Genomic DNA, 24,873 nt, shown 5'->3' on the forward strand with positions numbered 1-24,873 from the left:
TTAATCCATGATTTTGTAATGCGAGACGATTTTGTTGATGTCGTTATGCGGGCGGGCGATAACCAGCGAAGTCACCACTTCACCGATGCGCTGCGCGGATTCGACGCCGGAATCCACCGCCGCTTTCACCGCGCCGACGTCGCCTTTCACCATCGCGGTGACGAGGCCGGAGCCGACGTTTTCATAGCCAATCAGTTCCACGTTGGCGGCTTTACACATCGCATCCGCCGCTTCGATACAGGCCACCAGCCCTTTGGTTTCAATCAGACCTAATGCATCACCCATTTGCGTTCTCCTGGCCATCAGGCCTTGTGTTTAATGACGATTTTGTTGATGTCGTTATGCGGACGAGCGATAACCAGCGAGGTCACCACTTCACCGATGCGCTGCGCGGATTCGACGCCGGAATCCACCGCCGCTTTCACTGCGCCGACGTCGCCCTTCACCATCACGGTCACCAGCCCCGAGCCGATGTTTTCATAGCTAATCAGCTCGACGTTGGCGGCTTTACACATCGCATCCGCGGCTTCAATGCAGGCCACCAGACCTTTGGTTTCGATAAGCCCTAATGCATCACCCATGGTTTCTCCTCCAGAACAGTTTTGTGATTCGGAAAACCGACCGCGTAACGGCGTCAGGACGCGGATGCGGCGTTCGGGATTCACTATAGGGAATGGCGAGTGAAGTGAAATTTAAATCTGCTAGAGTGGTATTTTTAGTCTTTTGCTCTGTGATTTAGGTTAATTAAGGCGCTGATTTATGCATTTGTGCTGCGATGGCGGGGCGGATTGAGTGACGATTGTGGCGCTTTTTTCACCATTTAGCCGGAGGCGGATTGATGTTAATAAGTTGATAATTTATTGCAGATCGGGGGTAATTTGACGATATATGAAGTGTGGAGAGGATCGCGTTTTCTTCGGCAGGCTAAATGCAAAACGTGCGGTTTTACTAACGGGAAAGCGAGGAAGGAAAAGCGGGTGTGAGCTTAGTCAAGCTTGCTGCCGGACTTCAGCGTGCAGACGTAGAGCGGGGAGTTGATAGAACTGAGAAGAATAGCTTTCTCATTGAGCTTCTGCGCGTTGAGAAACAGGCCATCGTGGCTGTCGGACATCTCGCGCATAAAGTAGTCGAAGATCACGTCAGGCGATTCATCGATGGACGAGGCGCTGGATTCCCACTTGCTGATGCGATAGTGGCGCTCGGTGGTGGAGATGCGTTTGCTGGTGTAGCTAAATTTGACGTAGCGCTGGAGATAAAGCCAGCCGGCGGCGGAATCGGTGTAGCCCTCGACGACCATCGACCCTTTGCCGTTGGCGGCAAAGTTGAAATGGATATTGCCGTTGACGTTCTCTTTCTCCATGTTCTCAAAGCGCATAATCGCTTTGGTCGAGCAGCTCATCACCCCGCCGTTTTCGACCGGCAGCAGCTTCCAGGCGCAGAACCCGGCGGCGGCAATAAACACCAGGCTGGAGAGGGCGAAAAAGGGGCGCGGGGCGAGTCTCATTGCGGTTTCCATGAATAGTAAAAATAGTTATCGCAGTAGCTGAACGGGTTATCTTCATGCATCGCGCAGTGGGCCAGGAATACCCGGCCCAGGCCGTTGGTTTCCAGCCGGTCGCCATAGAAGAAGACGAAGCGTTCGCCGGGCTTGCATTCCAGCTTCAGGCGCTGGCGCACGGCATCAAAATTCTTGCCGTAGGCGGTTCCGGCAACGGAGCGCAGCATCTCATCGCTGGCCAGCAGCTCGCACTGGCTGTGGCGCATTTGCGTCAGGGTGATGGGGTGCGATGTGCTGCCGCCGAGAAAACTGCAGACCACCAGCAGCAGGGCGATGGTGAGCAGGCAGCCGCCGGCGAGATACCAGCAGGTACCGCGCGCGTGGCGGCTGGAAACGGTCTTTTGTTCTTCCGGGACCGCGGCCGGGTCTGGCTCGGCTTCTGCCGCGGGCGGCGGCTCCGGCTCCGGGCTGGCGTCGAGCCTCTCGATGGTGAGATCCGGATTGAGCTGCAGCAGTCCGCGCGACACGGTGACGATAATGTTGTCGATATCGTAGTGGCGGAAGGTTTTGCGCAGCATGCTCAGGTACTGATTGAGATTGCTGTTGGATGAGGTTAACCCGTTGTCATCCCAGACTTTTTTAAGCACCTCATCGCGGCTGACCACCTCGGTGTGACGCAGGAAGAACCACAGCAGCGCGTTGGCGGTGATGGACAGCTGGCTGTCCGCTTCATCGCTTCCCGGTAACGTTAGCGTGCCGTCCATTGCATCATAAATAAGACGGCCATGGATGTTATAGCGCATCGTGGCCTCAATCTATCACGTCATACTTCACGTTGCTGGTGCGTTGGCTGCGTTCGCTCACCTTGGTCACATAGTTATCTATGCTCCCAGGGATTCGCTCCCTTGCCGCCTTCCTGCAACGCGAATTATTTAGTGTATATATGCTTCACGCAGGAAGCGTCATCTTCGTCAGATCGCTGACCAGCGACTGCCGGTGCCCGGGGCTCATGGTGCGCCCCTCGGTTAATTCCGATAGCCAGATGCCGTCCGCCGCATAGCGCACCAGCGTACCGGTATGGCTATTGTCCAGTTCATCGCCCTTCGCCAGATGGTCCAGCATCCAGTCGCGCCAGCATTTTCGCAGCACCGGTTCATCCGGCATGGCCAGCGACAGCACCATCAGCTGGCGGCTCTCCTGGGTATCCGTGAGTTCCGGCGCCGACAGATAGCGCAGATAGGCGCGGGTAAAGCGGCCATAAGAGACGTTATCCGCGGCCATAAGCTCTGCAATCGCCTCTTCCATAATCGCCAGCAGGCGGGCAAAGAGGGCGAAAATCAGCGCCTGCTTGTTGGGGAAATGGTGCAGTAAACCGCCTTTGCTGACGCCCGCTTCGCGCGCGACGGCGTTCAGCGACAGCGAGGCGATACCGTCCCGGCCGGCGATGGTGGCGGCGGATTCCAGCAGTTGCTTATGCAGGCGGACGGGATCTTTTTTACGATGTTGGGCTTCCATATTCATGGCCCGAATCATACCGACCAGACGGTATGATTATTCTTGATCGCTATCAATATGCGAAGGGGCGCAGCGGGGCGGGATGACGTTATTGCGTGGAGGCTCACAGTTCACCTTATGAATTGTGGTGATATTCGCCGCGCCGCGAATATCGCCCACTGAGATTCACACAGGCTTCACGTGGATAGCGAGGCCGTTTTCTCCCGGCGCCAGCTCCGGACGCAGGTTCAGAGAGGGGATCAGATAGTCGCCGTGATTCTGCCGACGGAAGGGAATGGGCGGCGTTTCGGAGAGGGTATCCAGCCGCCGGGCCAGCGCCTCGCGCAGCGCGGCGAAGCGCTGTTCATCGAGTTTGTCGGTGCGGTAGAACACCACCGGCGGCAGCACATCAAAGCCGGGATAGAACAGCATCCCGTGCTGAATAGGGAACAGGATGTCGTCGATAGACCCGTTAATTCCGCGCGGCGCGTAGTGCTCCGCCCATCCGCCGGCGGTAACGACCAGCATCGCCCGTTTCCCCGCGAACGTGCCTTCGCCGTAGCGATCGCCCCAGTGGGTTTCGCTGTGCTCGCCGACGCCGTAGGCAAAGCCGTAAGCGTAGACCCGATCAATCCAGCCCTTCATGATGGCGGGCAGCGAAAACCACCACAGCGGGAACTGAAAAATCACCGTATCGGCCCACAGCAGCTTCTCCTGTTCGCCCACGATATCCGCGCTTTGCGTGCCGTTAGCGAAGGCGTACTGCGAATCCCGCGTTGCCCGCCAGCTTTCACCGACGGGCGGGGCGCTGCTGTCATCGGCATCAAATCCCGCCTTCCAGCGCATGGCGTAGAGATCGGACACCTGCACGTCATGACCGGCGTTTTGCAGATGCTGCACGGTAAAATCTTTCAGCGCGCCGTTAAGCGAATGCGGTTCAGGATGGGCGTAAACCAGTAGTATTTTCATTGAAATCACCTCTGAGCAATGGAGAGCTGCAGAGTAGAGTCGGCGACGCTATAGTAGAAATGAATTGCTTCAATAACAGGTATAGCGATGATTAATCTCCAGGGGCTGGATCTCAATTTGCTGCGCACGCTGAACGTTCTGCTCAGCGAAAATAACGTCACCCGCGCGGCGCAGCGCCTCAACCTGTCGCAGCCGTCGGTCAGCGTGCAGCTGGCGCGACTGCGGGAGATTTTCGCCGACCCGCTGCTGCTGCCGGGGCCGCGCGGAATGCAGCCCACCGCCCGCGCCGATGAACTACGCGGGCCGCTGCGCGATGCGCTGCTGGCGCTGGAGCTGGCGGTAGCGCCGGTTCAGCCTTTCGACCCGGCCACGGCGGCGCAGACCTGGCAGGTGGCGGCGACCGACTATATGGCATCGGCGATTTTGCTGCCGGTGCTCAATACCCTGCGCATCGCCTCTCCGGCCAGCCGCCTGGCGCTGTTTGAGCTACAGCCCGCGCGGCTGGTACAGCAGGCGGATCGCGACGAAGTGGATCTGTTTTTTCACACGCGAGACGGCGCGCCGCCCGGGCTGCATCAGCGTTTGCTGTTCCGCGAACGCTACGTGCTGGCGGGCAGGGCCGGGCATCCGGCGCTGCGGTCGGCGTTAAGCCTGGCGCAGTTCTGCCAGCTGGAGCAGGTGATTGTCTCGCCGGACGGCGGTGGATTCAGCGCCGCGACCGATAGCGCGCTGGCGAATCTCGGGCTTGCGCGGCGGGTTGTCCTTTCCGTGCCACATTTCCTGTTTATGCTGGAGACGCTGCGCAATAGCGAGCTGGTGGCGGTGCTGCCGGAGCGGCTGGTGCGTGGCGCTGGCGGCCTGACGGTGGTTGAACCGCCGCTGGCGGTCGCCGGGTTTGAGATGCTGATGCTGTGGCACGAGCGCTGGCACCGCGATCCGGCGCACCGGTGGCTGCGCCAGCAAATCGTAACGTCATTAGAGGAAAAGCCATGTTAAGCGGATTAAACCATCTGACCCTGGCGGTCAGCCAGCTGGCGCCTAGCGTGGCGTTTTATCAGCAGCTTCCGGGGATGACGCTGCGCGCCCGCTGGGATAACGGCGCGTATTTCTCCTGCGGCGACCTCTGGCTGTGCCTGTCGCTGGACCCGCAGCGGCGCGTCATTTCGCCGGAGGAGAGCGACTACACCCACTACGCGTTCAGCATTGCGGAAGAGGATTTCGCGCTTTTTGCCGGGCGGCTGAATGCGGCTGGCGTTCCTGTTTGGAAAACCAACAAAAGCGAAGGCGCGTCGCACTATTTCCTCGACCCGGACGGCCACAAGCTGGAGCTGCACGTCGGCAGCCTCGCCCAGCGCCTGGCGGCGTGCCGGGCGAAGCCCTATAAAGGTATGGTGTTTTTTGGCGAGGACGAACAGGCGGCCGGGAACCCGTAGCCCGGCTAAGCGCAGCGTGAGCCGCGGAAAAGTGGAGGCTGTATTGCGCGTTGTTTCCCCGGAGGCGGCGCTTGACGCGCCTTGTCCGGGCTACCGGCCCGAGCGCTCGGGTAGCGCGGCTAAACGCAGCGTGAGCCGGGAACATCCTTTACAATTCCCGCTTTAAAAATGTGAAGTTTTTTCCAACGTTGAGAGTATTATCGCTGGATAATTGTCTATACTTTTTTGTATATACAATCAGGATGAATATGATGCCAATGGAGTTTGAATGGGATGCAAACAAGGCAAGAAGTAATCTAAGAAAACATGGAATCCGGTTTGAAGAAGCGGTGCTCGTCTTTGACGATCCCCGGCATCTTTCCCGACAGGATCGTTATGAGAATGGTGAATATCGCTGGCAAACTATCGGTCTCGTTCATGGGGTCATTGTTATCATGGTTGCGCATTCGGTCCGTTTTGAAAGTGGAACAGAGGTCATTCGTATTATCAGCGCCCGGAAGGCGGACAGCAAAGAGAGAAATCGTTATGAACATGGTTAAACATAAACGTGACAATCCGGATACGCTTACGGCTAAGCGAGCTGATGAGCTTAAAGCGCTGGCCAACAAAACGGATGATGAAATCGATTATAGCGATATTCCCGCCACAGACGACGCACAGTGGTCAGATGCCGTACGCGGTAAATTTTACCGACCGCTAAAAACTCAGGCTTCTGTCCGTATTGATGCCGATATTATGGAGTGGCTTAAACGTCCCGGGAAAGGTTATCAAACGCGACTGAATGCGATCTTAAGAGAAGCGATGATTCGCGATCTTAACAAGAAATAGCCTGCCTCATGATTACCCCGGAGGCGGCGCTTGACGCGCCTTGTCCGGGCTACCGGCCCGCAGACGGCTGGGAACCTGTAGCCCGGCTAAGCGCAGCGCGAGCCGGGGAGATAAATCGCGTTAGCCTTCCAGCTTCAGTTCCACATTGCGCTTGAGCACCAGGCGCATCAGCAGGTAATAGACCACGCCAACCGCCAGCCAGCTCAGCCCCAGCACCTTGGCCTGCGCGTCCATTTCATAAATCACAAAGCCGATAATGCACAGCCCCACCACCGGGAACAGCAGGTGTACCACCAGATTGCGCGATTTCTGACGAATGATGTAATGGTTTATCACGGCAATGTGCAGCACCAGGAAGCCCATCAGCGCGCCGAAGTTCACCAGCCGGCTGAGGTTATCGATATCACCGTAGAACCAGAGGCCGGAAGCCAGCGAAATCAGCGCCACAAACAGGGTGCTGACGTAAGGCGTTTTCAGCCGCGGATGCACTTTCGCCAGCAGCTGCGGCAGCTGCTTGTCGCGCGCCATCGCAAACAGAATACGCGACACGGCGGCCTGCGCCACCAAGGCGTTGGCTATCCCCCAGGAGATCACCGTCGACCACATGGTGACGTACTTCAGCCAGTTGCCTCCTGCCAGATTCGCGGTATCGTAGAAGGCGGTATCGAGGCTGCTGAACGTCATCCCTTGCGCCAGATCGGCGGCGATCCACGTTTGCAGGATAAACAGCGAACCGACCAGCATCAACGCGCCCAGCGACGCCTTACCCACGGTATCTACGCCGCCTTTCGTCTCCTCCGACAGCGTGGAGATCCCGTCGAAACCGAGGAACGAGAGCACGGCGATAGAGACCGCGCCCATCACCAGCGGCAGGCTGAACTTATCGGCGTTGTAGAGCGGGTCGAGGGTCAGATGGCCCGCCCCGGCGCCGGAGTAGAGCGCAATCAGCCCCAGCACGACGAACACCGACAGCACCACGATCTCCGCGATCAGAATCGTGTTATTGGCGCGTGCGGTAAAGGTAATGCCGCGCAGGTTAATCAGGCTGTTAATCGCGATAAAGCCGACAATCCACAGCCAGCCCGGCACGCCCGGCAGCATGGGCGCCAGCGCCGCCGCGCTGACGATATAGAGCAGCGACGGCACCAGAATATAGTCCAGCAGGATCAGCCAGCCGGCAAAAAAGCCGACAATGGGATGAATCCCGCGTTGGGCATAGGCGTATACCGAACCGGAAACAGGGAACGCGCGCGACATCGACCAGTAGCTCATGGCGGTAAAGAACATCGCCACCATGCCGATGAGATAGGCCAGCGCCACCATACCCTGCGCGCCGTCCCAGACGTAGCCAAAGACGCCAAACGGCGCGATGGGCACCATAAAAATCATGCCGTAGACCAGCAGATCGCGGAAGGTCAGAGCCCGATGCAATTCCTGCTTATAGCCAAATTGTTCAACGCTCATACCTGCTCCCCTTCGACGCTCAGGGAGAGCTGTTCAGCCACTGATTTCGGTAAGGCATAACGACAGGTTTTCAGCGGATCGACTACCTGACAGATTTGCAGGTCGCCGGCGATGCTCAGAATACTGATCGCTTCAGCCAGCGTCAGAGAGGTATTGTCGGCGATAAAGTGCGCCATATTGCTGGTGGCCAGGGCGGCGGCATCATCGAGGGTCAGCGCCGAGGCGAGGGTAAACAGGGTCTCGCTGTTTTCGAGCATCGGCAGCGGCAGGCGGCGGTTTTTAACTACCGTCAGTTCGACCAGCACTTCGCCGGGGATTTCCAGACCGCAGACCGAGACTTCGCCATCGCCCATCGCGGCGTGTAAATCGCCCAGCCCGAACAGCGCGCCGGGGACGTTGACCGGCAGCCACAGGGTGCTGCCGGCGGTGATCATTTTGCAGTCCATATTGCCGCCGTGGCTATCCGGCGTGCCGCAGGAGATGGCTTCCCCGGCAGGCGCGACGCCGATCACGCCGACCATCGGGTTGAGCGGGACGCGCACGTGGCCGGGCAGTATGGCATGGTCGTTTTCAATGGGCACGATAGTGACCTTCGGGGCATCAAGCTCGTCGCCAATCACTCCGAGCTGCGGCGCGGTGACCATCACTGCCTGATTGCTCGTCAGGGTAATGCGCTTGATGGTGACCTTGAGCGCATCGCCCGGCTCGGCACCCTCGACGTAGACCGGCCCGGTCGCCGGGTTAATTCGCTGCCAGTCCAGCTCGTTGAACACGGCATCGGCGGAGGTGATTTGGTCGGAGAAGCAGTCGCAGGTTTCGAACAGCACTTCACTTCCGCTGCTGACGGTAGCGACAGGAGCGTTATCCCGCGACATGGCGTAGACCACCTGGTCTTTGGTTATTTTCATGACATTCATCCCGGTTATATTGTTGTGTTTTTTATATTTAGAGTTTCCCGCAGGGGGAGTGAGTGAATTTATCGGGATTATTACAGGAAGGCAATCAGGTCAGTTTTTTCAAAAATAAATGATATATATTTGCTGGTGAATCATGCGGTTGTATATTTTAATTTGATGTTTTTATATGCTGGTTATTAAGTCGTTTGACTATTCAATATCTTATTACTGGTTGTCAGTGTTTCATTATTTACTGCTATTAATCGTTTATATAGCAGATTACTCTGCGAAAATTTACGTGCTGGTAATTTAGCGCAATATGCCGTGGGGGTATTGATGATAATGCCAGAGTATTTGGACTCTCACAGAGGGGGACCCGGAGGCGGTGCTTGCGCACCTGTCCGGGCTTGTATTATTAAAAAATCCAGAGAGAACCGGCCAGTTCCCTCTGGTGGTGGTCCGGATGCCGTGTCCGGGCTCAGACTTTTAGTCTGTTTGGTAGATCCCCGCACCAGACCACCGTTATCCACAAGTGATAAACCGAACAGTATCATGGACCGGTTCACCCGGTACCCCGTATTTACAAGGATGGTTACACCATGGAAAACGAAATTCACTTTATTGGCATTGATGTTGCCAAAGCTAAACTCGATGTCGATATGTTGCGGCCTGATGGCCGTCACCGCAGCAAGAAATTTGCCAACACCCCCGGAGGTCATGACGAGCTCGTCAGCTGGTTGCAGGGACATCAGGTCATCCATGCCCATATCTGCATGGAAGCGACCGGGACGTATATGGAAGATGTCGCCGCTCATCTTTCTGACGCAGGGTATCAGGTCTCTGTTATCAATCCGATGCTCAGCAAAGCGTTCGTCCAGAGTCAGGGAATACGCAGCAAAACTGATACGGTGGATGCCCGCCAACTGGCGTATTTTTGCCGGGAGAAACGCCCGGCGATATGGGAAGCGCCACATCCGGTTGAGCGTGCCCTGCGGGCGCTGGTTCTGCGGCATCAGGCGCTGACAGAGATGCATGTTCAGGAGCAGAACCGGCGTGAAAGCGCGCGTGATGTTCAGTTGCCGAGCATAGACATGCATCTGCTGTGGCTGGATACGGAACTGAAACGCCTTGAAAAGCAGATAAAAGACCTGACGGATGATGACCCGGATATGAAACACCGGCGCAAACTGCTGGACAGTATCCCGGGCATTGGCCCGAAAACTTCAGCGGTGCTGCTGGCTTATGTGGGGCTGAAAGAGAGGTTCAGGGAGGCGAGGCAGTTCGCGGCGTATGCGGGTCTGACGCCCCGGCAACATGAATCAGGCAGCAGTATCAGGCGGGTAAGCAGGATGAGTAAAATGGGCCATGTATCGCTGCGTCGGGCGTTGTATATGCCGGCGATGGTGACGCTGTATAAAACAGAATGGGGCAGGGAGTTCAGGGAACGACTGGAGAAGAACGGAAAAAATGCAAAGCTGATAATCGGGGCGATGATGAGGAAGCTGGCGCAGGTCGCATACGGCGTCCTGAAATCAGGACGCCCGTTCGATGCCACACTGCATACGAAAAATGCTTGCATGGCATAACAGTATCTACCGGCCCGCAGACGGCGGGGAACCGGTAGCACCGGCCAGCGCAGACTCACCCCGGCGCCCACTCCATCGCCACCTTCACCGCCATTCCCAGCTGCACCATCACCTCTTTATGTTTATCTGTCGGCGGCAGGGCGCAGTTGATCCTTAAGCAGTTGCGATATTTCCCGGATGCTGAAAACAGCGATCCCGGCGCGACCTGGATCTTTAGCCGGCACAGCTGCTTCGCGACGCAGACCATGTCCACCTGCTCCGGCAGCTCGACCCACAGCATAAAGCCGCCTTTCGGGCGGGTAACGCAGATCCCGCAGGGGAAAAACTCCCGCAGCCAGCAGGTGTAAATCTCCATATTACGCTGGTAGATCTGCCGCATCCGCCGCACGTGGCGGTGATAGTGGCCTTCGCGAATAAAATTACAGGCCGCCAGCTGGGTGGAGGGAACGTTGGTGCCGCTGGCGGCATACTTCATCTGCAGCAGACGATCGTAATAACGGCCGGGGGCAATCCAGCCGATGCGCAGGCCGGGAGCGATGGTTTTAGTAAACGAACTGCAGAGCATCACCCGGCCGTCGATATCCCAGGAATGGATGGTGCGCGGGCGCGGGTATTCGGTTGCCAGCTCGCCGTAGATATCATCCTCAAAGATAACGATATCGTGGCGCTGGGCGAGGCACAGCGCCGCCCGCTTGCGGGCATCCGGCATGATAAACCCCAGCGGATTATTGCAGTTGGGGACCAGGATCACCCCTTTGATCGGCCATTGATCGAGCGCCAGCTCTAACGCCTCGATGCTGATCCCGGTTTCCGGATCGGTGGGGATCTCGATGGTTTTTAGCCCTAATCCGCGCAGCATCTGCATGGTGCCGTAGTAGCAAGGGGATTCAACGGCGACGATATCGCCGGGCTGACACACCGACAGCAGCGCCAGCGACAGCGCGCTGTGGCAGCCGCTGGTGAGCACCAGATCGTTGGCGGTGACCACCGATCCGCCGTCGAGCATCAGGCGGGCGATCTGTTCGCGCAGCTCGCGACGTCCGGCCAGCTCGTCGTAGTTCAGCACTTCGCTAAGGTTGTGCTGAATTGCCCGGCTCAGCTCGCGCCAGATAGGCTTCAGGCTCGGCTGAGTGACGTCCGGCGAGCCGCCGCCGAAGGGGATAATCGATTTATCGTGGCGGGCGTCGAGCATGGTCAGCACCTGATCCCACTGGGTGATCTCGACGGGACGCTGGACCGGACGCGACATCGGCGGTACCGGCGGCTGGGCTTTGCGCGGGGCCACAAAATAGCCGGATCGCGGCTGCGGCACGATCAGCTGCTGCTGTTCCAGCGTCTGGTAGGCCTGCTGAACGGTGCTGATGCTGACGCCGTGTTCCTGGCTCAGGCTGCGTACCGACGGCAGCTTTTCGCCGGGGCGATACAGCCCCTGTTCGATGCGTTCTGCCAGCAGGCTGGCCAGATGTTGATAGCGGGTCATGCTGTATCCTTGATCGTCGCCATACAGATCAATAAACCAGTACAGATTGGCGGTAAAAATGAGGTCTGCTGTACGTTTTAGCGAATCTGTATGTTAAAGAAAAGTATTTTGTGAATCTGTATTGTTTGCCCGCGGATCCGTGAAGATAAAGCCTCTGGCAAGGTGAGGAGGTAGAGGATGGAATTTCACGAGAATCGGGCAAGACAGCCGTTTATCGGCTTCGTATTTCTGGCGCGGGTGATCAAAAAATGGTGGCTTCGTGAACAAACGCGCAGAACATTGCAGCGTATGAGCGACGAACAGCTAAAAGATGTCGGGCTGCGTCGGGATCAGATCAATTAAAAAGTGCGATTTGTTACCCGGTATTTTCCCGGAGGCGGCGCTTGACGCGCCTGTCCGGGCTACCAGACCGCGCAGAGCCGTAGCCCCGGTAAGCGTGAGCGCGACCGGGGATTTTCCCGGAGGCGGCGCTTGACGAGCCTGTCCGGGCTACCATACCGCGCAGAGCCGTAGCCCCGGTAAGCGTGAGCGCGACCGGGGATTTCCCCGGAGGCGGCGCTTGACGCGCCTGTCCGGGCTACCATACCGCGCAGAGCCGTAGCCCCGGTAAGCGTGAGCGCGACCGGGGATTTCCCCGGAGGCGGCGCTTGACGCGCCTGTCCGGGCGACCAGACCGCGCAGAGCCGTAGCCCCGGTAAGCGTGAGCGCGACCGGGGATTTTCCCGGAGGCGGCGCTTGACGCGCCTTGTCCGGGCTACCAGACCGCGCAGAACTGTAGCCCCGGTAAGCGTAAGCGCGACCGGGGATTTTCCCGGAGGCGGCGCTTGACGCGCCTTGTCCGGGCTACCAGACCGCGCAGAACTGTAGCCCCGGTAAGCGTGAGCGCGACCGGGGATTTCCCCGGAGGCGGCGCTTGACGCGCCTGTCCGGGCGACCAGACCGCGCAGAACTGTAGCCCCGGTAAACGTGAGCGCGACCGGGGATTTTCCCGGAGGCGGCGCTTGACGCGCCTGGTCCGGGCGACCAGACCGTGCAGAGCTGTAGCCCCGGTAAACGTGAGCGCGACCGGGGATTTTCCCGGAGGCGGCGCTTGACGCGCCTGGTCCGGGCGACCAGACCGCGCAGAGCTGTAGCCCCGGTAAGCGCAAGCGCGACCGGGGATGATACATTCACAGAATTTATCAATTCATGCTTATCCACTCTTCGTTTCTTGATACTTACCGTGATAAGTATTATTTTCCTCACCGTTAAGTGAGGAAAAAAAGATGACCGAAGACGACCTGTTTGCCCGCCGCCCGATGGGGATGCGCATGGCGATGGTGGTGCGCCAGTGGCGCGCGATTATTGATTCTGCCATTACCGACACCGGCCTGACCCAGTCAAGCTGGACGGTGCTGATGCAGCTGCATCAGCTGGGGGATAACGTCTCGGTCAGCGAGCTGGCGGAGGTGCAGGGCATTGAACTGCCGCCGCTGATGCGCACCCTCACGCAGCTGGAAAAGCAGGGCTATCTGCTGCGTTCTACATCGCCTTATGACAAACGCATACGCCTGCTGACGCTGACGGCGGAAGGCCGCGCTATTCTGGAGAAGCTGAACCGCGTGATTGAGACCTATCAACAGCGCGTCACCGAAACTATCCCTGAAGCGCAGCTCGCCGCCTTTAGCGCTACGTTAAATCAAATCGCCTGCAATCTGCGGACTATCCGCGAAGAAGATAACAAGATCTAAAACACTATGATGACCCCTGAACAGAAATTTGCCCGCTGGGTAAGGGTGAGTATTGCCGCCTTCCTGGCCATATTCGCCTGGTTTATCGTTGCCGATATCTGGATCCCGCTCACGCCGGACTCCACCGTGATGCGCGTGGTCACGCCGGTCTCGTCGCGCGTCTCCGGCTATGTCTCCCATGTCTATGTGCACAACAACAGCCAGGTGAAGAAGGGCGACCTGCTCTATGAACTGGATCCGACGCCGTTTATCAATAAAGTGGAAGCGGCGCAGATCGCTCTTGAACAGGCGAAGCTGAGCAACCAGCAGCTGGACGCGCAGATCGCCTCTGCCCGCGCCAACCTGCGCACCGCCCAGTACACCGCGCGCAACGATAAGGTGACCTTCGATCGCTACCAGCGCCTGAGCACCATGCAGAACGTCTCTCAGTCGGATCTGGATAAAGTGCGCACCACCTGGCAGACCAGCGAGCAGTCGGTCAGCGCGCTCAACGCCAGTATCCAGAATCTGCTGATCCAGCGCGGCGAGCGCGACGATGGGCGCAACGTCACGCTGCAGAAGTACCGCAATGCGCAGGAAGAGGCGCAGCTTAACCTCGGCTGGACGAAGGTCCGCGCGGAGACTGACGGGATGGTGAGCAATCTGCAGCTTAACCCCGGTCTGTACGCTACCGCCGCCACGCCGCTGCTGGCGCTGGTGAGCAATCAGACCGATATCGTCGCCGATTTCCGCGAGAAGAGTCTGCGCCACACCGGCGTCAACACCGATGCCGCGGTGGTGTTTGATGCGCTGCCGGGGAAAGTCTTCCCGGCGCACGTCACCAGCAGCGATGCCGGTATTCTGGCCGGCCAGGAAGAGGTCAATGGCCAGCTATCGCAGCCGGAGCAGTCCACCCGCTGGGTGCGCGACGCGCAGCGCATGCGCATTCACGTCGCCCTGGACGAGCCGCTGGATAAGCCGCTGCCCACTGGCGCCCGCGCGACGGTACAGCTCTATAACAGCGATGGCCCGTTCGCCCGTACCTTCGCCGGCGCGCAGATCCATCTGGTGAGCTTCCTGCACTATGTCTATTAATACCCTGGCGCGGGTCTTCACCCCGCACGGCAACATCGTCTACACGGCGAACGATTTTCGCCAGACGCTGCGCATCGCCGTGGCCGGCACTATCGCACTGAGCATTTCGACCTTCTACGACGTACAGTACGGCGTCTTTTTCGTGGTTTATCCGCTGATGCTGCTGTCGCTGGTGCCGGTATTTAACCGTCACGTGGCGCGGCAGTTTGTGTTCAGCGCAGCGGTGAACTGCGTCGAAATGGTGTTAATCGTCGGCTATCTGTCGCAGTGGCCGGTGATTATGACGCTGGTGGTGTTTGGCCTGTACGTGATGCGCTTTCGCTTTATGAGCCAGGGGCCGCTGTTTCTGCTGGGGTCGATGGGCGTGGTGTGTCAAAGCACGATGCTCAACTTTATGAGCTATCCCACCAGCAACTGGCACACCCTGATGTTCTCCAATATGGAGGCCTGCGTGATGGCGGTGGCGCTCAGCGCGCTGCTGAACTACTTCATCCCGGACGTTGAACCGCGCAAGCCGCCGCCGCGCATTGAAAAAGATGCTGCCCGTATTCGCCACGAATCGCTGCTCTCCGGCAGCGTGGCGACAATGATCTTTGTGATCTTTCAGGTCTGCGATCTGAGCGACTCGCTGTCGGCGCTAATGGCGGGGATTTTAATTCTGTTCCCAATGCACTATCGCGGCGCGGTGATTAGCTCGATCTGGCGCGTGGTGGGGGTGGTGCTGGCCTGCCTTTATATCCTGGTGGTGCAGCTGATTATCTACGACTTCAGCAATCATATGGTGCTGATGATGCCGCTGATTGGTCTCGGCCTGGCGTTTAGCGCCCGCCTGCACGTGATGGAGAAGGTGGGGGCCGGCGTTGGCTTCGCCAGCATTACCACCATCGGCATCATGTTCGGCCAGAACCTGCATCCGGACCAGGACCTGGTGTTCAGCGATCTGTACCGCATCACTTCCGTCACCGTGGCGCTGATCGTTACGCTGACCATGGTCTTCCTTATGCATCGGCTGCTGAACTGCTTTGCGCCAACCCGATTCGTAGTGACCGAATAAGCTCAGGCCGCCAGCGCCCGCTGCGCGTCGCGAAAAGCGTTGTGCAGCAGCCGCCACATATGATGCGCCGCCGGGGAAAAGCGGCGGTCGGAGTTGCGTAGCAGGTGGCACTGGGCGCTGCTGGCGATGGGATGATCGATGGGGACCGCGGTCAGAATACCGTGGGCTATTGCTTCCCGGGCGGCGTATGCGGTCATAAAAGAGATCCCCAATCCCGCTTGGCTCAGGCTCATGGCGGTGGAAAAGAGGTTGCAGCGATAGGCCGGATGAAACTGCCGTCCGGCGGTTTTAAACATGGCGTTCATATGGCGCTGCAGGCCAAAGCTGTCGGTGAGCGCGATCAGGCGATATTGCGTAAGCTCATCGATGGTGACGGCGGGCAGGGCAGCGATGGGATGCTGTGGCGAGACCACGGCGCAGATAGGGCCCCACTGAAAGCTGTGGCGTTTAAGCTCCGGGTTGCCGATGGGGCCGAAGGCGACCGCCATATCCGCTTCGCCGCTGGCGATATCGTTGAGCATCTCCTGCATGCTGCCGACAATAATATCCACGAACACGTTAGGCCAGGACTGAGAAAAGGTGCTCATTACCGATTCAATAAAGGTGGTGACCAGCCCGCCGCCAATCCTCACCGAGATAGTCCCGCCGCGCATATGGCGTAAATCCTTCAGGTGACTTTCCAGCTTTTCCCGGCGCTGACGGCTTTCGAAGTAGTCCTCCGCCAGCAGACGTCCGGCTTCGGTCAGCACCACGTTTCGTCCCTGGCGTTCCAGCAGTGGCAGCTCCAGCGCCCGTTCCAGCTGCGCTATCTGGCGGCTGATGACTGACGGGTTGATGCCCAGCATATCGGCGGCCCGCCGAATGCCTCCCTGAATCCCGACTTCATACAGATAGCTCATCGGCCTCTCATGCAACATCGTTTCTCGCTCCTTTGTTGACCTGTGGTCAACAATAACACCCTTTCACAGGTATTTATCATCCCGGCAAGTTATAGATAATCGTAATTCGGACAAAAACTGACAGGGAGGAAAATTCTCATCGCTTATTCCCGGCGCGCAATTAAGGCGGCAAGGCTTGGGGAGTTGAAGAATAAGAAATAGTGATGATGCTGATTAAGGGAATATGGAAAAGCTTATCAGCGAAAATAATAAATTCGAATAACAATAAATTGACATAATTTCAAATTGCAAACAATCGCACTAACATTTCATTATGTGAGAGGACAGGGTATGAGTGAAAATAAAACGTTGGAATGTTCCTCCGACGAAACGACAAATGAGTGGAAAGTCGGGCCCGGAGCCTGGATTTCACTGATCGTCGTATTGTTAGTTTTCTCCGGGTTGCTGTTTAAGGTTGAGGGCATGGCCTGGCTGGGGGCGTTTGACTTTACCACCCTCGGCGGCGCGTTCGGCACCATGAAAACGCCGGAAACCAACACCTTTATCGGCAGCGGCGGCATCAGCGCCAAGGCCGGCTTCCTGTTTGCCCTGTCGCTGGTGCCGACGGTGATGCTGGCGCTGGGGCTGCTGGAGATATTTACCCACTACGGCGCGATCCGCGCGGCGCATAAGCTGCTGACCCCGCTGCTTCGCCCGCTGCTCGGGATCCCCGGTTATACCGGCCTGGCGCTGATTACCGACTTACAGAGTACCGATGCCGGGGCGGCGCTGACCAAAGAGCTGTATGACAGCGACAAAATAAATCGTAAGGATCTGGTTATTATGGGGGCCTGGCAATATTCCGGCGCCGGTCTGATTAATAACTACTTCTCGATTGGCTCAGCGCTTTTCGCTTCGTTAACCATTCCTATCATTATTCCGCTGCTTTTAATGTTTGTGCTGAAATTTGTCGGCGCGGCAATCACGCGTCTGGTTCTGAATACCGCTTATAAAAGGGATTTTGAAAATGAATAATTCGGCAAAAGTCGGCAGTAACCCGTTCGATATTTTCGTTATCGGCGCGCGCAAAGGATTTAATATCGCCATCAACAATCTGATGCCGAATGTATTAATGGCCTACGTGATCGCTGAAATGCTGAATTTGCTCGGCGTGATGCAGATCATCGGCCACGTCTGCGCGCCGCTGATGGGCCTGTTTGGCCTGCCGGGTGAAGCTATTACCGTATTGCTGACCTCCTGGCTTTCCGCCTCTGCGGGAACCGGCGTGGCGGTGAGCCTGTTGAGCAAAGGCACCCTCAACGTGGCGGATATCACGATTCTCATCCCGGCGATTTTCCTCATGGGTTCGCAGCTTCAGTACATGGGGCGCCTGCTCGGCGTGGCGGATGTCCCGAAAAAATATTGGCCGCTGCTGATGGCGGTGAGCATTATCAATGCCGTCATCGCCATGCTGGTCATGCGCGTGATTGCATAATAGAAGGCAAGGAGTAAGACGTGTCGCGAACTTTAGAGCATTTCAACTATCTGCATCAAATCCCTGAACTGGGCTTTGAGGAGCACAAAACGTCGGCATACATCGGCGATGCATTAGAAGCCGCGGGGTTTCAGGTTCAGCGCAACGTCGGCGGCACCACCGGCATTGTTGCGCTGCTGGATAGCGGTAAGCCGGGGCCGGTCGTGGCGCTGCGGGCGGATATGGATGCGCTGGGCCATATCATCGATGGCCGCTTAGAGGCTCGCCATACCTGTGGTCATGACGGTCACTCTTCGGTGGTGTTGACCGCCGCGGAAGAGATCCTCGCCGAAGGGCTGGTGAAGCGCGGGAAGCTGAAAATACTCTTTCAGCCCGCCGAAGAGCTGGGCACCGGGGCGATCGCGCTGACGGAAGCGGGCGTGCTGGACGACGTGGAGATGCTGTTCGGCTTCCACCTCAGGCCGCTGGAGGAGTGCCCGAAGGGCAAGGCGGTGCCGGCGATGTACTACTCCGCCTCGGCGACGGTGATGGTCGATTTCCACGGCAAAGCCGCGCATGCCGCCCGGCCTCACCTGGGCGTTAACGCGCTGGATGCCGCGTCGCACGCGGTGCAGGCGGTAAACGGGATTCATCTGGCGCCTTCGCTAACCTGGAGCGCTAAAGCGACGCGCTTTCTGTGCGATGCGGGGGTAACCAACTCGGTGCCGGCGAAAGCGCACGTGTGCTGGGATCTGCGCAGCGCGGAAAATGACGGCATGGCGACGCTGAAAGAGCGGGTGGTGCGGGCGATAGAGAGCAGCGCGGCGGCTTACGGCGCCACCGTCGATATCCAGATCGTCAAGGAGATGCCCGCCGCGATTATCGACGAACAGGCTACGGCTATCGTCAGCCAGGCGATCCGGGAAACGTTTGGCGAAGCCGGCTTAACGGCGGCGAAGAGTACGCCGGGCAGCGAGGACTTTTTCCACTATCTGCGCCTGCGTCCACAGGTGAAGGGCGGGTTCTGGGGGCTGGGCTGCGACCTGCTGCCGGGGCTGCATCATCCGGAGATGCACTTCGACCGCGCCGCGCTGGCGGATGGCGTGCGGGTGTTTAAATCCTGCGTTCGCCAGCTGCTGGGCTGAGGGAACAAACCCGGATATTGTGCTCGCTGTACGCCGCCGGGCGATGATTCGCGCGCTGGTTACGCCTGCGGCGGAAACTGAGCCAGCAGCTGATAATCATCCCCGGCGACGCGAAACAGAGCTTCCGTTTGGCCGGGGAGAATCCACTTCTTTTCTTCGCCCGGCTCACAGCTCAGATAAATGCAAAGCCCGCAGCCGCCGCGCAGCTGGCGCGGAATGTCCTTCACCCGGAAGGACGCTCCCGCCGCCTGCAGGGCTTTGCGCATCCGCACTACCCCCACCGTTGAGTGAAATAAAAACAGATATTCCGTCACCGGCGGCTCCTCTGACGTAAGCCGATCAGCGCCGCGCCGATCGCCCCGGCAAACTGCGCGTCGGGATGCGTCTGCACCGCCATACCCACGTGCCCCTCCAGCCTCCGCGCGAAGGCCGCGCAGTGGCTGACGCCGCCAGTAAACAGCAGCGGCCCCTGCGCCGACAGACGGCCAATAAAATTGGCGCTGCGTCGGGCCATGGCGTTGATCACCCCGGCGAGGATCGCCTCCGGCGGCACCCCGGCCGAACGCAGGCTGATGACCTCGGATTCGGCGAATACCGTGCACATGCTGGTAATCGCATGGGGTTCAATACCGTCGGTGATGCTGTCGAGCTGCTCGACGCTGGCCCCCAGCGTACGCGAGATCACCTCCAGAAAGCGCCCGGTGCCCGCCGCGCATTTATCATTCATCAGGAAATCGGTGAGATTACCCGCCTCGTCCAGCTGGATAACCTTGCTGTCCTGGCCGCCGATGTCGATGACCGTGCGGGTCTGCGGGGCCAGCAGGCGCGCGCCGAGCCCGTGGCACGAGATCTCGGTGACCTGCTTATCGGCGAAATCCACCAGTTGGCGACCGTAGCCGGTTAAGGTTAAAAAGGGGCGCTCGCTCAGGCCTGCGCGGAGCGTTTCCCACGCTTCAACGATGGCGTCGGCGGGGCGAAACGGCGTCGGGCAGAGAAAGCGGCGCTGAATCACGCCGTCTTCAAGCAGGATGCCTTTGGTGGCGGTCGATCCGGAATCAATCCCTACGGTAATGGTCACGCGCGCTCCTAAAGCATCTCGATAAAGGCCGCCACGCGGGTGCTGAGCTGGCCGATATCCGCCGTCGAATAGTCGGTCTCAATGGCGATATAGGGGATGTCGTGCTGCTGGCGCACGTGGCGTTTTATCGCCAGCGATTCCACCGCGTAGGTGTGGCAGGCCTGCAAAATGACATCCACCACGCCGTCCGCCTGATATTCATCCACCATCTGGCTGAGCAGGGACAGGCGCTGGTCGTTCGGCGAAATACAGGAGCAGCCGATGGCGAGATATTTATCGGTCAGGGCGTCGTAAACGTCACCCGTCTCCTCCACGCAGCGCTCGGTGGCTTTCGCGCCGGTGCAGTTTTCAAAACCGACCACCCAGCCGCCGTTGTCCTCAATGGCTTTCACCACTTTTTCCGCCGCGCCGCCGATCGGGCAGCCGGTGATCAGAATACGCGGCCGCGCCTCCAGCCGTTTGCCCTCTTGCCACTGCTGGCGTACCCGATCGGCCATGTCGTTGAGCTCATCGATCAGCGCCGCTTTATCGAAGCGGAAGGTCGCGCCGTAAACCACTTTTAAGATATCGCTGCCGCTGAGCGCGGGCGGGTTGAGCTGCCCGACGCGATAAAAGTTCGCCAGCGCCCGCCGTTCGCGGTTCTTGAGGATAATCGCCTCGCGCAGGGCGGCTTCGGTAATCGGCGTACCAAAGCGATCTTCCACCACCTTCTGCAGGCGCAAAATTTCCGCTTTCCACAGCGCTCGCGAGGCATCATCGCTGGCGCTGTTCGGCAGCTGCATCACGTGCACGGCTTTGAATTCGGCCATGTATTCGTACATTTTCTTTTTGCCGTCGCAGGTGGTTTCGCCCACCACGAGGTCGGAAAAGTAGAAGTAGGGGCATTTGTCGGTCTTGCCAAAACCGTAGCTGCTTTTTATCAGCGGACAGAGGTTGCGCGGCAGATCCTTTTCCGCCTCTTCAATCGTCTCGTCGGAGGTGGAGCACAGCGACACCACCACCGCGCCGGCGGCCAGCGGAATTTCCTGCGGCATAAAGGTGCAGTAGGTGCCAACCAGCGGTATGTTTTGCTCTTTAAGCTCCATGACCGTGAGGAAACCCTGCTGGCGGGCTGCGGAGAAGTGGTCAAAAATGGCGGGTAGATCGGTGATAAGCGACATGGTTTTCCTTCCCCGTACACGGGAGATGATGAAAGAGGTCGCATTATAACCCTGTTTACTGTGGGTATTTATTGATCTTCCGCTAGTAGACTTTTTTCAGATCCATCTCTTCCTGAATCCGATCGCCCCACGCAAGGTGGGTGGCGATGGCCGCATCAATCCCGGCGTTATAAAACATTGGACCCAGCTCTTTCGCAATAAAGTCGACAAAGAATTCCGCGTCAAATTGCTCCAGTTCCAGCTCAAAATTCTCTTCGCAGTATTTAGACAGCTTCTCGCGCAGCAGATCGCGTTGCGGCGGGCTGAGATCGATATCGCTCATGGCGTTCCTTAATCAATATTGTTACGGTGGATCGGGGCTGCTGATTATATCCGATTGCGGAGAGTCAGTTGCGATATGGCGTGATGTTTTTGGCCGCAATAAAGGATATTGATGACCTCGCTCGGCGGAGAATTGTGACTGAGATCACAGGGTAATGACTCCAACTTACTGATAGTGTTTTATGTTCAGATAATGCCCGATGACTTTGTCATGCAGCTCCACCGATTTTGAGAACGACAGTGACTTCCTGCCCAGCCTTGCCAGATGCTGCCTCAGATTCAGGTTATGCCGCTCAATGCGCTGCGTATATCGCTTGCTGATAACGTGCAGTTCTCCCTTCAGGCGTGATTCATAAAGCGGCCAGCCATCCGTCATCCATACCACGACCTCAAAGGCCGACAGCAGGCCAAGAAGACGCTCCAGCGTGGCCAACGTGCGTTCACCGAATACGTGCGCCACAACCGTCCTCCGTATCCTGTCATACGCGTAAAACAACCAGCGCTGGCGTGATTTAGCGCCGACGTAACCCCACTGTTCGTCCATTTCCGCGCAAACAATGACGTCACTGCCCGGTTGTATGCGTGAGTTTACCGACTGCGGCCTGAGTTTTTTAAGTGTCGTAAAATCGTGTTGAGGCCAACGCCCATAATGCGTGCACTGGCGCGACATCCGACGCCATTCATGGCCATATCAATAATTTTCTGGTGTGTACCGGGCTGAGAGGCGGTGTAAGTGAACTGTAGCTGCCATGTTTTACGGCAGTGAGAGCAGAGATAGCGCTGATGTCCGGCAGTGCTTTTACCGTTACGCACCACGCCTTCAGTAGCTGAACAGGAGGGACAGCTGATAGAAACAGAAGCCACTGGAGCACCTCAAAAACACCATCATACACTAAATCAGTAAGTTGGCACCATTACCAGTTTTTTAAGTGTCGTAAAATCGTGTTGAGGCCAACGCCCATAATGCGTGCACTGGCGCGACATCCGACGCCATTCATGGCCATATCAATAATTTTCTGGTGTGTACCGGGCTGAGAGGCGGTGTAAGTGAACTGTAGCTGCCATGTTTTACGGCAGTGAGAGCAGAGATAGCGCTGATGTCCGGCAGTGCTTTTACCGTTACGCACCACGCCTTCAGTAGCTGAACAGGAGGGACAGCTGATAGAAACAGAAGCCACTGGAGCACCTCAAAAACACCATCATACACTAAATCAGTAAGTTGGCACCATTACCAGATCACAGTACTCCCGAGAAAACGAAGATAATAGGAGTTATTCTCGTAACTTTATGAATTTAAATGAGATAATATGATTTTTATGGTGTGAATAACATTTAGTCGCGCTCGCCTTTTTTCAGCATGTTCGGTATCTGGATGAATAATCTATGAACCTGATTTCAGGTTATCTGGCTTACGGAATTTTTCTATAAGTACATTCTGACGGCGATTCATTTATCAGGGGTGAAGGATGAAACGCGTAAAACTGAATATGAATGTTTTTGACGCTGCTCTGATGCGCCTGGATTGGGTATTTGATACTTTCGAGCAGGTCTGTTTATCTTTTTCGGGTGGTAAAGACTCGACGGTATTATTTCATCTGGCGGCAGCCGTTGCGCGTAAAAAAGGGAAAAAGTTTGCGGTATTGTTCGTGGACTGGGAAGCGCAGTATTTATTAACCATCCAGCACGTACAAAATATGAAAGAGCGCTATCAGGACGTGGTAAGCCGCTTTTACTGGGTGGCGCTGCCGATGACCACGGTGAGCGGCGTATCGCAGCATGAGCCGGAATGGGTCGCCTGGCGGGCCGGGGAAGAATGGGTGAGGCAACCGCCGGATGACGCCATCACCGATGCCGGTTTTTTCCCTTTTTATCAGCCGGAAATGACCTTTGAAGCGTTTATACCGGCCTTTTCCCACTGGCTGGCTGCGGGGCGCAGTCTCGCTTCGCTGATCGGCATCCGCACCGACGAGTCGCTGCATCGCTATATGGCGCTCACCTCGCCGACCAAACTGCGCTTTGAGGAAGATAAACCCTGGACCACCGCCTCGCCGGAAGGGTTCAGCTATACCTGCTATCCCCTCTATGACTGGCGGACCCGCGACATCTGGATCTTTAATCATAAGTCGCGCCTCCCCTACAATCCGCTCTATGACCTGATGCACCGCGCCGGCGTACCGCTGAAAAATATGCGCGTCTGCGAGCCCTTCGGCCCCGAGCAGCGGCGCGGGCTGTGGCTCTATCACATTCTTGAGCCGGAGACCTGGGAGCGGATGTGCCGTCGGGTATGCGGCGCGCACAGCGGCGCGATTTACGCCAACGCCAGCGGCGACTACTTTGCGCTGAAGACCAAAATCCGCAAACCGGCGCATTTTAGCTGGCGCGAGTATGCGCTCTTTCTGCTCGACAGCATGCCGGCAAAAACCGCCGAGCATTACCGTAATAAAATCGCTATTTATCTGCACTGGTACCAGACCCGCGGTTTCCCTGACGATATTCCCGACGAGCAGGAAAAAGATCTCGGCTATCGCGATGTTCCCTCATGGCGCCGCATCTGCAAGACGCTGCTGAAAAACGATTTCTGGTGCCGGATGCTGTCGTTCAGCCCGACGCAGCCAAAGCACTATGAGCGCTACTGTCGGCTGGTGAGTAACAAACGTAAAGAGTGGAGGACGCTTTGATGTCGCCGGATGTGGCTAAGACAGTGATTGAATATCTCGAGTCGTTTGACGATGTTGACCTGAAAATCAAAGCGATTAACGAGCTGAAGAGCCTGATCCACCAGCACAGTCCCTTCTGCCGCGAGCCGGTGGACTGCGTGCTGTGGGTCGAGGCCAAAACGGTTGAGGCGAATGACTACAACCCCAACGTGATGGCGACGGTGGAAAAAAAGCTGCTGGAACGCTCTATCGAACTGGATGGTTTTACCCAACCGGTAGTGGTGGCTCGCCAGCAGCGACGGCACCTGGTCGTGGACGGTTTTCATCGCCATCTGATTGGTAAGAGTCGCCCGGAGCTGAACCGGCGCCTGCATGGTTATCTTCCGGTGACGCTCATCAATGCCGAACGCGAAGGGCAGAAAGAGCGCATCGCCGCCACCATTCGCCATAATCGCGCCAGGGGCAAACATCAGATCGCGGCAATGTCCGACATCGTCCGCGATTTACATCGCCAGGGCTGGGACGATCGGCGCATCGGCGAAGAGCTCGGTATGGATGCGGACGAGGTGCTGCGCCTGAAACAGATCAGCGGCCTGACGGAGCTGTTCGCCGACGAGAGCTTTAGTGAAGCCTGGACCGTGGAGTAGCCAATGT

At 57.6% G+C, this 24,873-nt stretch carries 29 protein-coding genes and 1 pseudogene; 14 read left to right on the plus strand and 16 right to left on the minus strand.

Annotated elements, in window-relative coordinates; genetic code table 11:
* The 6 genes from MKleb_RS03390 to MKleb_RS03415 all read right to left on the minus strand — a co-directional run bounded on the left by MKleb_RS03390 (position 1) and on the right by MKleb_RS03415 (position 3,961).
* The gene (locus tag MKleb_RS03390; RefSeq protein ID WP_004098238.1) at positions 1–285 is read right to left on the minus strand and encodes a BMC domain-containing protein; all 285 of its coding nucleotides are present in this window, start codon (positions 283–285) and stop codon (positions 1–3) included.
* A gap of 17 nt (positions 286–302) precedes the next feature.
* Entirely contained in the window at positions 303–581 is a 279-nt protein-coding gene (locus tag MKleb_RS03395; protein ID WP_004098239.1) for a BMC domain-containing protein, read from the minus strand.
* Positions 582–985: 404 nt separating this feature from the next.
* A complete protein-coding gene (locus MKleb_RS03400) occupies positions 986–1,504 on the minus strand; it encodes a FidL-like protein (protein ID WP_004098240.1) in 519 nt (172 codons plus the stop codon).
* Complete coding sequence (locus MKleb_RS03405) at positions 1,501–2,301, minus strand: winged helix-turn-helix domain-containing protein (protein ID WP_014227752.1); 801 nt, start codon at positions 2,299–2,301, stop codon at positions 1,501–1,503. The genes MKleb_RS03400 and MKleb_RS03405 overlap by 4 nt, the downstream gene beginning before the upstream one ends.
* 145 nt (positions 2,302–2,446) lie before the next feature.
* Positions 2,447–3,031 (minus strand): TetR/AcrR family transcriptional regulator, encoded by a 585-nt coding sequence (locus MKleb_RS03410; RefSeq protein ID WP_004098242.1) that lies wholly within the window; start codon positions 3,029–3,031, stop codon positions 2,447–2,449.
* A gap of 147 nt (positions 3,032–3,178) precedes the next feature.
* Entirely contained in the window at positions 3,179–3,961 is a 783-nt protein-coding gene (locus tag MKleb_RS03415) for an NAD(P)H-dependent oxidoreductase (protein ID WP_025108473.1), read from the minus strand.
* Between the two features lie 87 nt (positions 3,962–4,048).
* Between MKleb_RS03415 and MKleb_RS03420 the strand changes: the two genes are divergently transcribed.
* The 4 genes from MKleb_RS03420 to MKleb_RS03435 all read left to right on the plus strand — a co-directional run bounded on the left by MKleb_RS03420 (position 4,049) and on the right by MKleb_RS03435 (position 6,222).
* On the plus strand, positions 4,049–4,957 hold the full coding sequence (locus MKleb_RS03420; protein WP_025108474.1) for a LysR family transcriptional regulator: 909 nt from the start codon (positions 4,049–4,051) through the stop codon (positions 4,955–4,957).
* Positions 4,951–5,394, plus strand: a complete 444-nt coding sequence (locus MKleb_RS03425; RefSeq protein WP_025108475.1) for a FosA family fosfomycin resistance glutathione transferase — start codon at positions 4,951–4,953, stop codon at positions 5,392–5,394. Before MKleb_RS03420 ends, MKleb_RS03425 begins: the two co-directional genes overlap by 7 nt.
* Before the next feature lie 251 nt (positions 5,395–5,645).
* The gene (locus MKleb_RS03430) at positions 5,646–5,933 is read left to right on the plus strand and encodes a BrnT family toxin (RefSeq protein ID WP_042933975.1); all 288 of its coding nucleotides are present in this window, start codon (positions 5,646–5,648) and stop codon (positions 5,931–5,933) included.
* The gene (locus tag MKleb_RS03435) at positions 5,920–6,222 is read left to right on the plus strand and encodes a BrnA antitoxin family protein (RefSeq protein ID WP_025108476.1); all 303 of its coding nucleotides are present in this window, start codon (positions 5,920–5,922) and stop codon (positions 6,220–6,222) included. The genes MKleb_RS03430 and MKleb_RS03435 overlap by 14 nt, the downstream gene beginning before the upstream one ends.
* 120 nt (positions 6,223–6,342) lie before the next feature.
* Here MKleb_RS03435 and MKleb_RS03440 read toward each other — a convergent pair whose 3' ends face one another.
* Positions 6,343–7,686, minus strand: coding sequence for an APC family permease (locus tag MKleb_RS03440; protein WP_025108477.1), 1,344 nt, complete (start codon positions 7,684–7,686; stop codon positions 6,343–6,345).
* Positions 7,683–8,594: an acetamidase/formamidase family protein gene (locus MKleb_RS03445; protein WP_025108478.1), complete on the minus strand. Its 912-nt coding sequence runs from the start codon at positions 8,592–8,594 to the stop codon at positions 7,683–7,685. The genes MKleb_RS03440 and MKleb_RS03445 overlap by 4 nt, the downstream gene beginning before the upstream one ends.
* 587 nt (positions 8,595–9,181) lie before the next feature.
* On the opposite strand from MKleb_RS03445, the gene MKleb_RS03450 reads away from it, so the two are divergent.
* Positions 9,182–10,168, plus strand: coding sequence for an IS110 family transposase (locus MKleb_RS03450; RefSeq protein WP_025108460.1), 987 nt, complete (start codon positions 9,182–9,184; stop codon positions 10,166–10,168).
* A 55-nt stretch (positions 10,169–10,223) separates the two neighbouring features.
* On the opposite strand, the gene MKleb_RS03455 is transcribed toward MKleb_RS03450, so the two are convergent.
* Positions 10,224–11,648, minus strand: coding sequence for an aminotransferase-like domain-containing protein (locus MKleb_RS03455; protein ID WP_025108159.1), 1,425 nt, complete (start codon positions 11,646–11,648; stop codon positions 10,224–10,226).
* 177 nt (positions 11,649–11,825) lie between these two features.
* On the opposite strand from MKleb_RS03455, the gene MKleb_RS03460 reads away from it, so the two are divergent.
* The 4 genes from MKleb_RS03460 to MKleb_RS03475 all read left to right on the plus strand — a co-directional run bounded on the left by MKleb_RS03460 (position 11,826) and on the right by MKleb_RS03475 (position 15,506).
* Positions 11,826–11,990 (plus strand): DUF1127 domain-containing protein, encoded by a 165-nt coding sequence (locus tag MKleb_RS03460; protein WP_064507003.1) that lies wholly within the window; start codon positions 11,826–11,828, stop codon positions 11,988–11,990.
* Positions 11,991–12,913: 923 nt separating this feature from the next.
* Positions 12,914–13,378, plus strand: a complete 465-nt coding sequence (locus MKleb_RS03465) for a MarR family winged helix-turn-helix transcriptional regulator (protein ID WP_014227766.1) — start codon at positions 12,914–12,916, stop codon at positions 13,376–13,378.
* Positions 13,379–13,384: 6 nt separating this feature from the next.
* Entirely contained in the window at positions 13,385–14,452 is a 1,068-nt protein-coding gene (locus MKleb_RS03470; protein ID WP_025108160.1) for an HlyD family secretion protein, read from the plus strand.
* Complete coding sequence (locus tag MKleb_RS03475; protein WP_004098265.1) at positions 14,442–15,506, plus strand: DUF2955 domain-containing protein; 1,065 nt, start codon at positions 14,442–14,444, stop codon at positions 15,504–15,506. Before MKleb_RS03470 ends, MKleb_RS03475 begins: the two co-directional genes overlap by 11 nt.
* Positions 15,507–15,508: 2 nt before the next feature.
* On the opposite strand, the gene MKleb_RS03480 is transcribed toward MKleb_RS03475, so the two are convergent.
* Positions 15,509–16,423 (minus strand): LysR family transcriptional regulator, encoded by a 915-nt coding sequence (locus MKleb_RS03480; protein WP_025108161.1) that lies wholly within the window; start codon positions 16,421–16,423, stop codon positions 15,509–15,511.
* 312 nt (positions 16,424–16,735) lie between these two features.
* Between MKleb_RS03480 and MKleb_RS03485 the strand changes: the two genes are divergently transcribed.
* The 3 genes from MKleb_RS03485 to MKleb_RS03495 are packed head-to-tail and all read left to right on the plus strand — an operon-like array spanning position 16,736 to position 19,003.
* Positions 16,736–17,419 carry a nucleoside recognition domain-containing protein gene (locus tag MKleb_RS03485; RefSeq protein ID WP_014227768.1) on the plus strand — a complete coding sequence of 228 codons (684 nt, stop codon included), beginning with the start codon at positions 16,736–16,738 and terminating at the stop codon, positions 17,417–17,419.
* Positions 17,412–17,879, plus strand: coding sequence for a YjiG family protein (locus MKleb_RS03490; RefSeq protein ID WP_004128539.1), 468 nt, complete (start codon positions 17,412–17,414; stop codon positions 17,877–17,879). The genes MKleb_RS03485 and MKleb_RS03490 overlap by 8 nt, the downstream gene beginning before the upstream one ends.
* Positions 17,880–17,899: 20 nt before the next feature.
* Complete coding sequence (locus MKleb_RS03495) at positions 17,900–19,003, plus strand: M20 peptidase aminoacylase family protein (protein ID WP_025108162.1); 1,104 nt, start codon at positions 17,900–17,902, stop codon at positions 19,001–19,003.
* Positions 19,004–19,062: 59 nt separating this feature from the next.
* On the opposite strand, the gene MKleb_RS03500 is transcribed toward MKleb_RS03495, so the two are convergent.
* From MKleb_RS03500 to MKleb_RS03525, 6 genes and pseudogenes are all read right to left on the minus strand, one after another.
* Positions 19,063–19,317: a putative Se/S carrier protein gene (locus tag MKleb_RS03500; RefSeq protein ID WP_025108163.1), complete on the minus strand. Its 255-nt coding sequence runs from the start codon at positions 19,315–19,317 to the stop codon at positions 19,063–19,065.
* On the minus strand, positions 19,314–20,081 hold the full coding sequence (yjiL, locus tag MKleb_RS03505; protein ID WP_014837323.1) for a putative 2-hydroxyacyl-CoA dehydratase activator YjiL: 768 nt from the start codon (positions 20,079–20,081) through the stop codon (positions 19,314–19,316). The genes MKleb_RS03500 and yjiL overlap by 4 nt, the downstream gene beginning before the upstream one ends.
* Positions 20,082–20,089: 8 nt before the next feature.
* The gene (locus tag MKleb_RS03510; protein ID WP_025108164.1) at positions 20,090–21,241 is read right to left on the minus strand and encodes a double-cubane-cluster-containing anaerobic reductase; all 1,152 of its coding nucleotides are present in this window, start codon (positions 21,239–21,241) and stop codon (positions 20,090–20,092) included.
* A gap of 82 nt (positions 21,242–21,323) precedes the next feature.
* Positions 21,324–21,563 (minus strand): DUF2164 domain-containing protein, encoded by a 240-nt coding sequence (locus MKleb_RS03515; protein WP_009652824.1) that lies wholly within the window; start codon positions 21,561–21,563, stop codon positions 21,324–21,326.
* Positions 21,564–21,728: 165 nt separating this feature from the next.
* Positions 21,729–22,426, minus strand: a protein-coding gene (locus tag MKleb_RS03520; RefSeq protein WP_223274117.1) for an IS1 family transposase whose coding sequence is annotated in 2 segments (ribosomal slippage) — positions 21,729–22,177 and positions 22,177–22,426 — 699 coding nt in all. Because the reading frame shifts where the segments join, the coding sequence is not laid out codon by codon here.
* 59 nt (positions 22,427–22,485) lie between these two features.
* Positions 22,486–22,740, minus strand: a pseudogene (locus MKleb_RS03525) (IS1-like element transposase); the annotation flags it as partial.
* A 288-nt stretch (positions 22,741–23,028) separates the two neighbouring features.
* On the opposite strand from MKleb_RS03525, the gene MKleb_RS03530 reads away from it, so the two are divergent.
* On the plus strand, positions 23,029–24,240 hold the full coding sequence (locus MKleb_RS03530) for a phosphoadenosine phosphosulfate reductase (protein WP_025108165.1): 1,212 nt from the start codon (positions 23,029–23,031) through the stop codon (positions 24,238–24,240).
* The gene (locus tag MKleb_RS03535) at positions 24,240–24,866 is read left to right on the plus strand and encodes an IbrB-like domain-containing protein (RefSeq protein ID WP_014227775.1); all 627 of its coding nucleotides are present in this window, start codon (positions 24,240–24,242) and stop codon (positions 24,864–24,866) included. Before MKleb_RS03530 ends, MKleb_RS03535 begins: the two co-directional genes overlap by 1 nt.
* The last annotated feature ends 7 nt before the right edge of the window (positions 24,867–24,873 follow it).

Origin of the sequence: Klebsiella sp. PL-2018 (assembly GCF_019048985.1) — a bacterium.
Classification (GTDB): domain Bacteria; phylum Pseudomonadota; class Gammaproteobacteria; order Enterobacterales; family Enterobacteriaceae; genus Klebsiella; species Klebsiella michiganensis.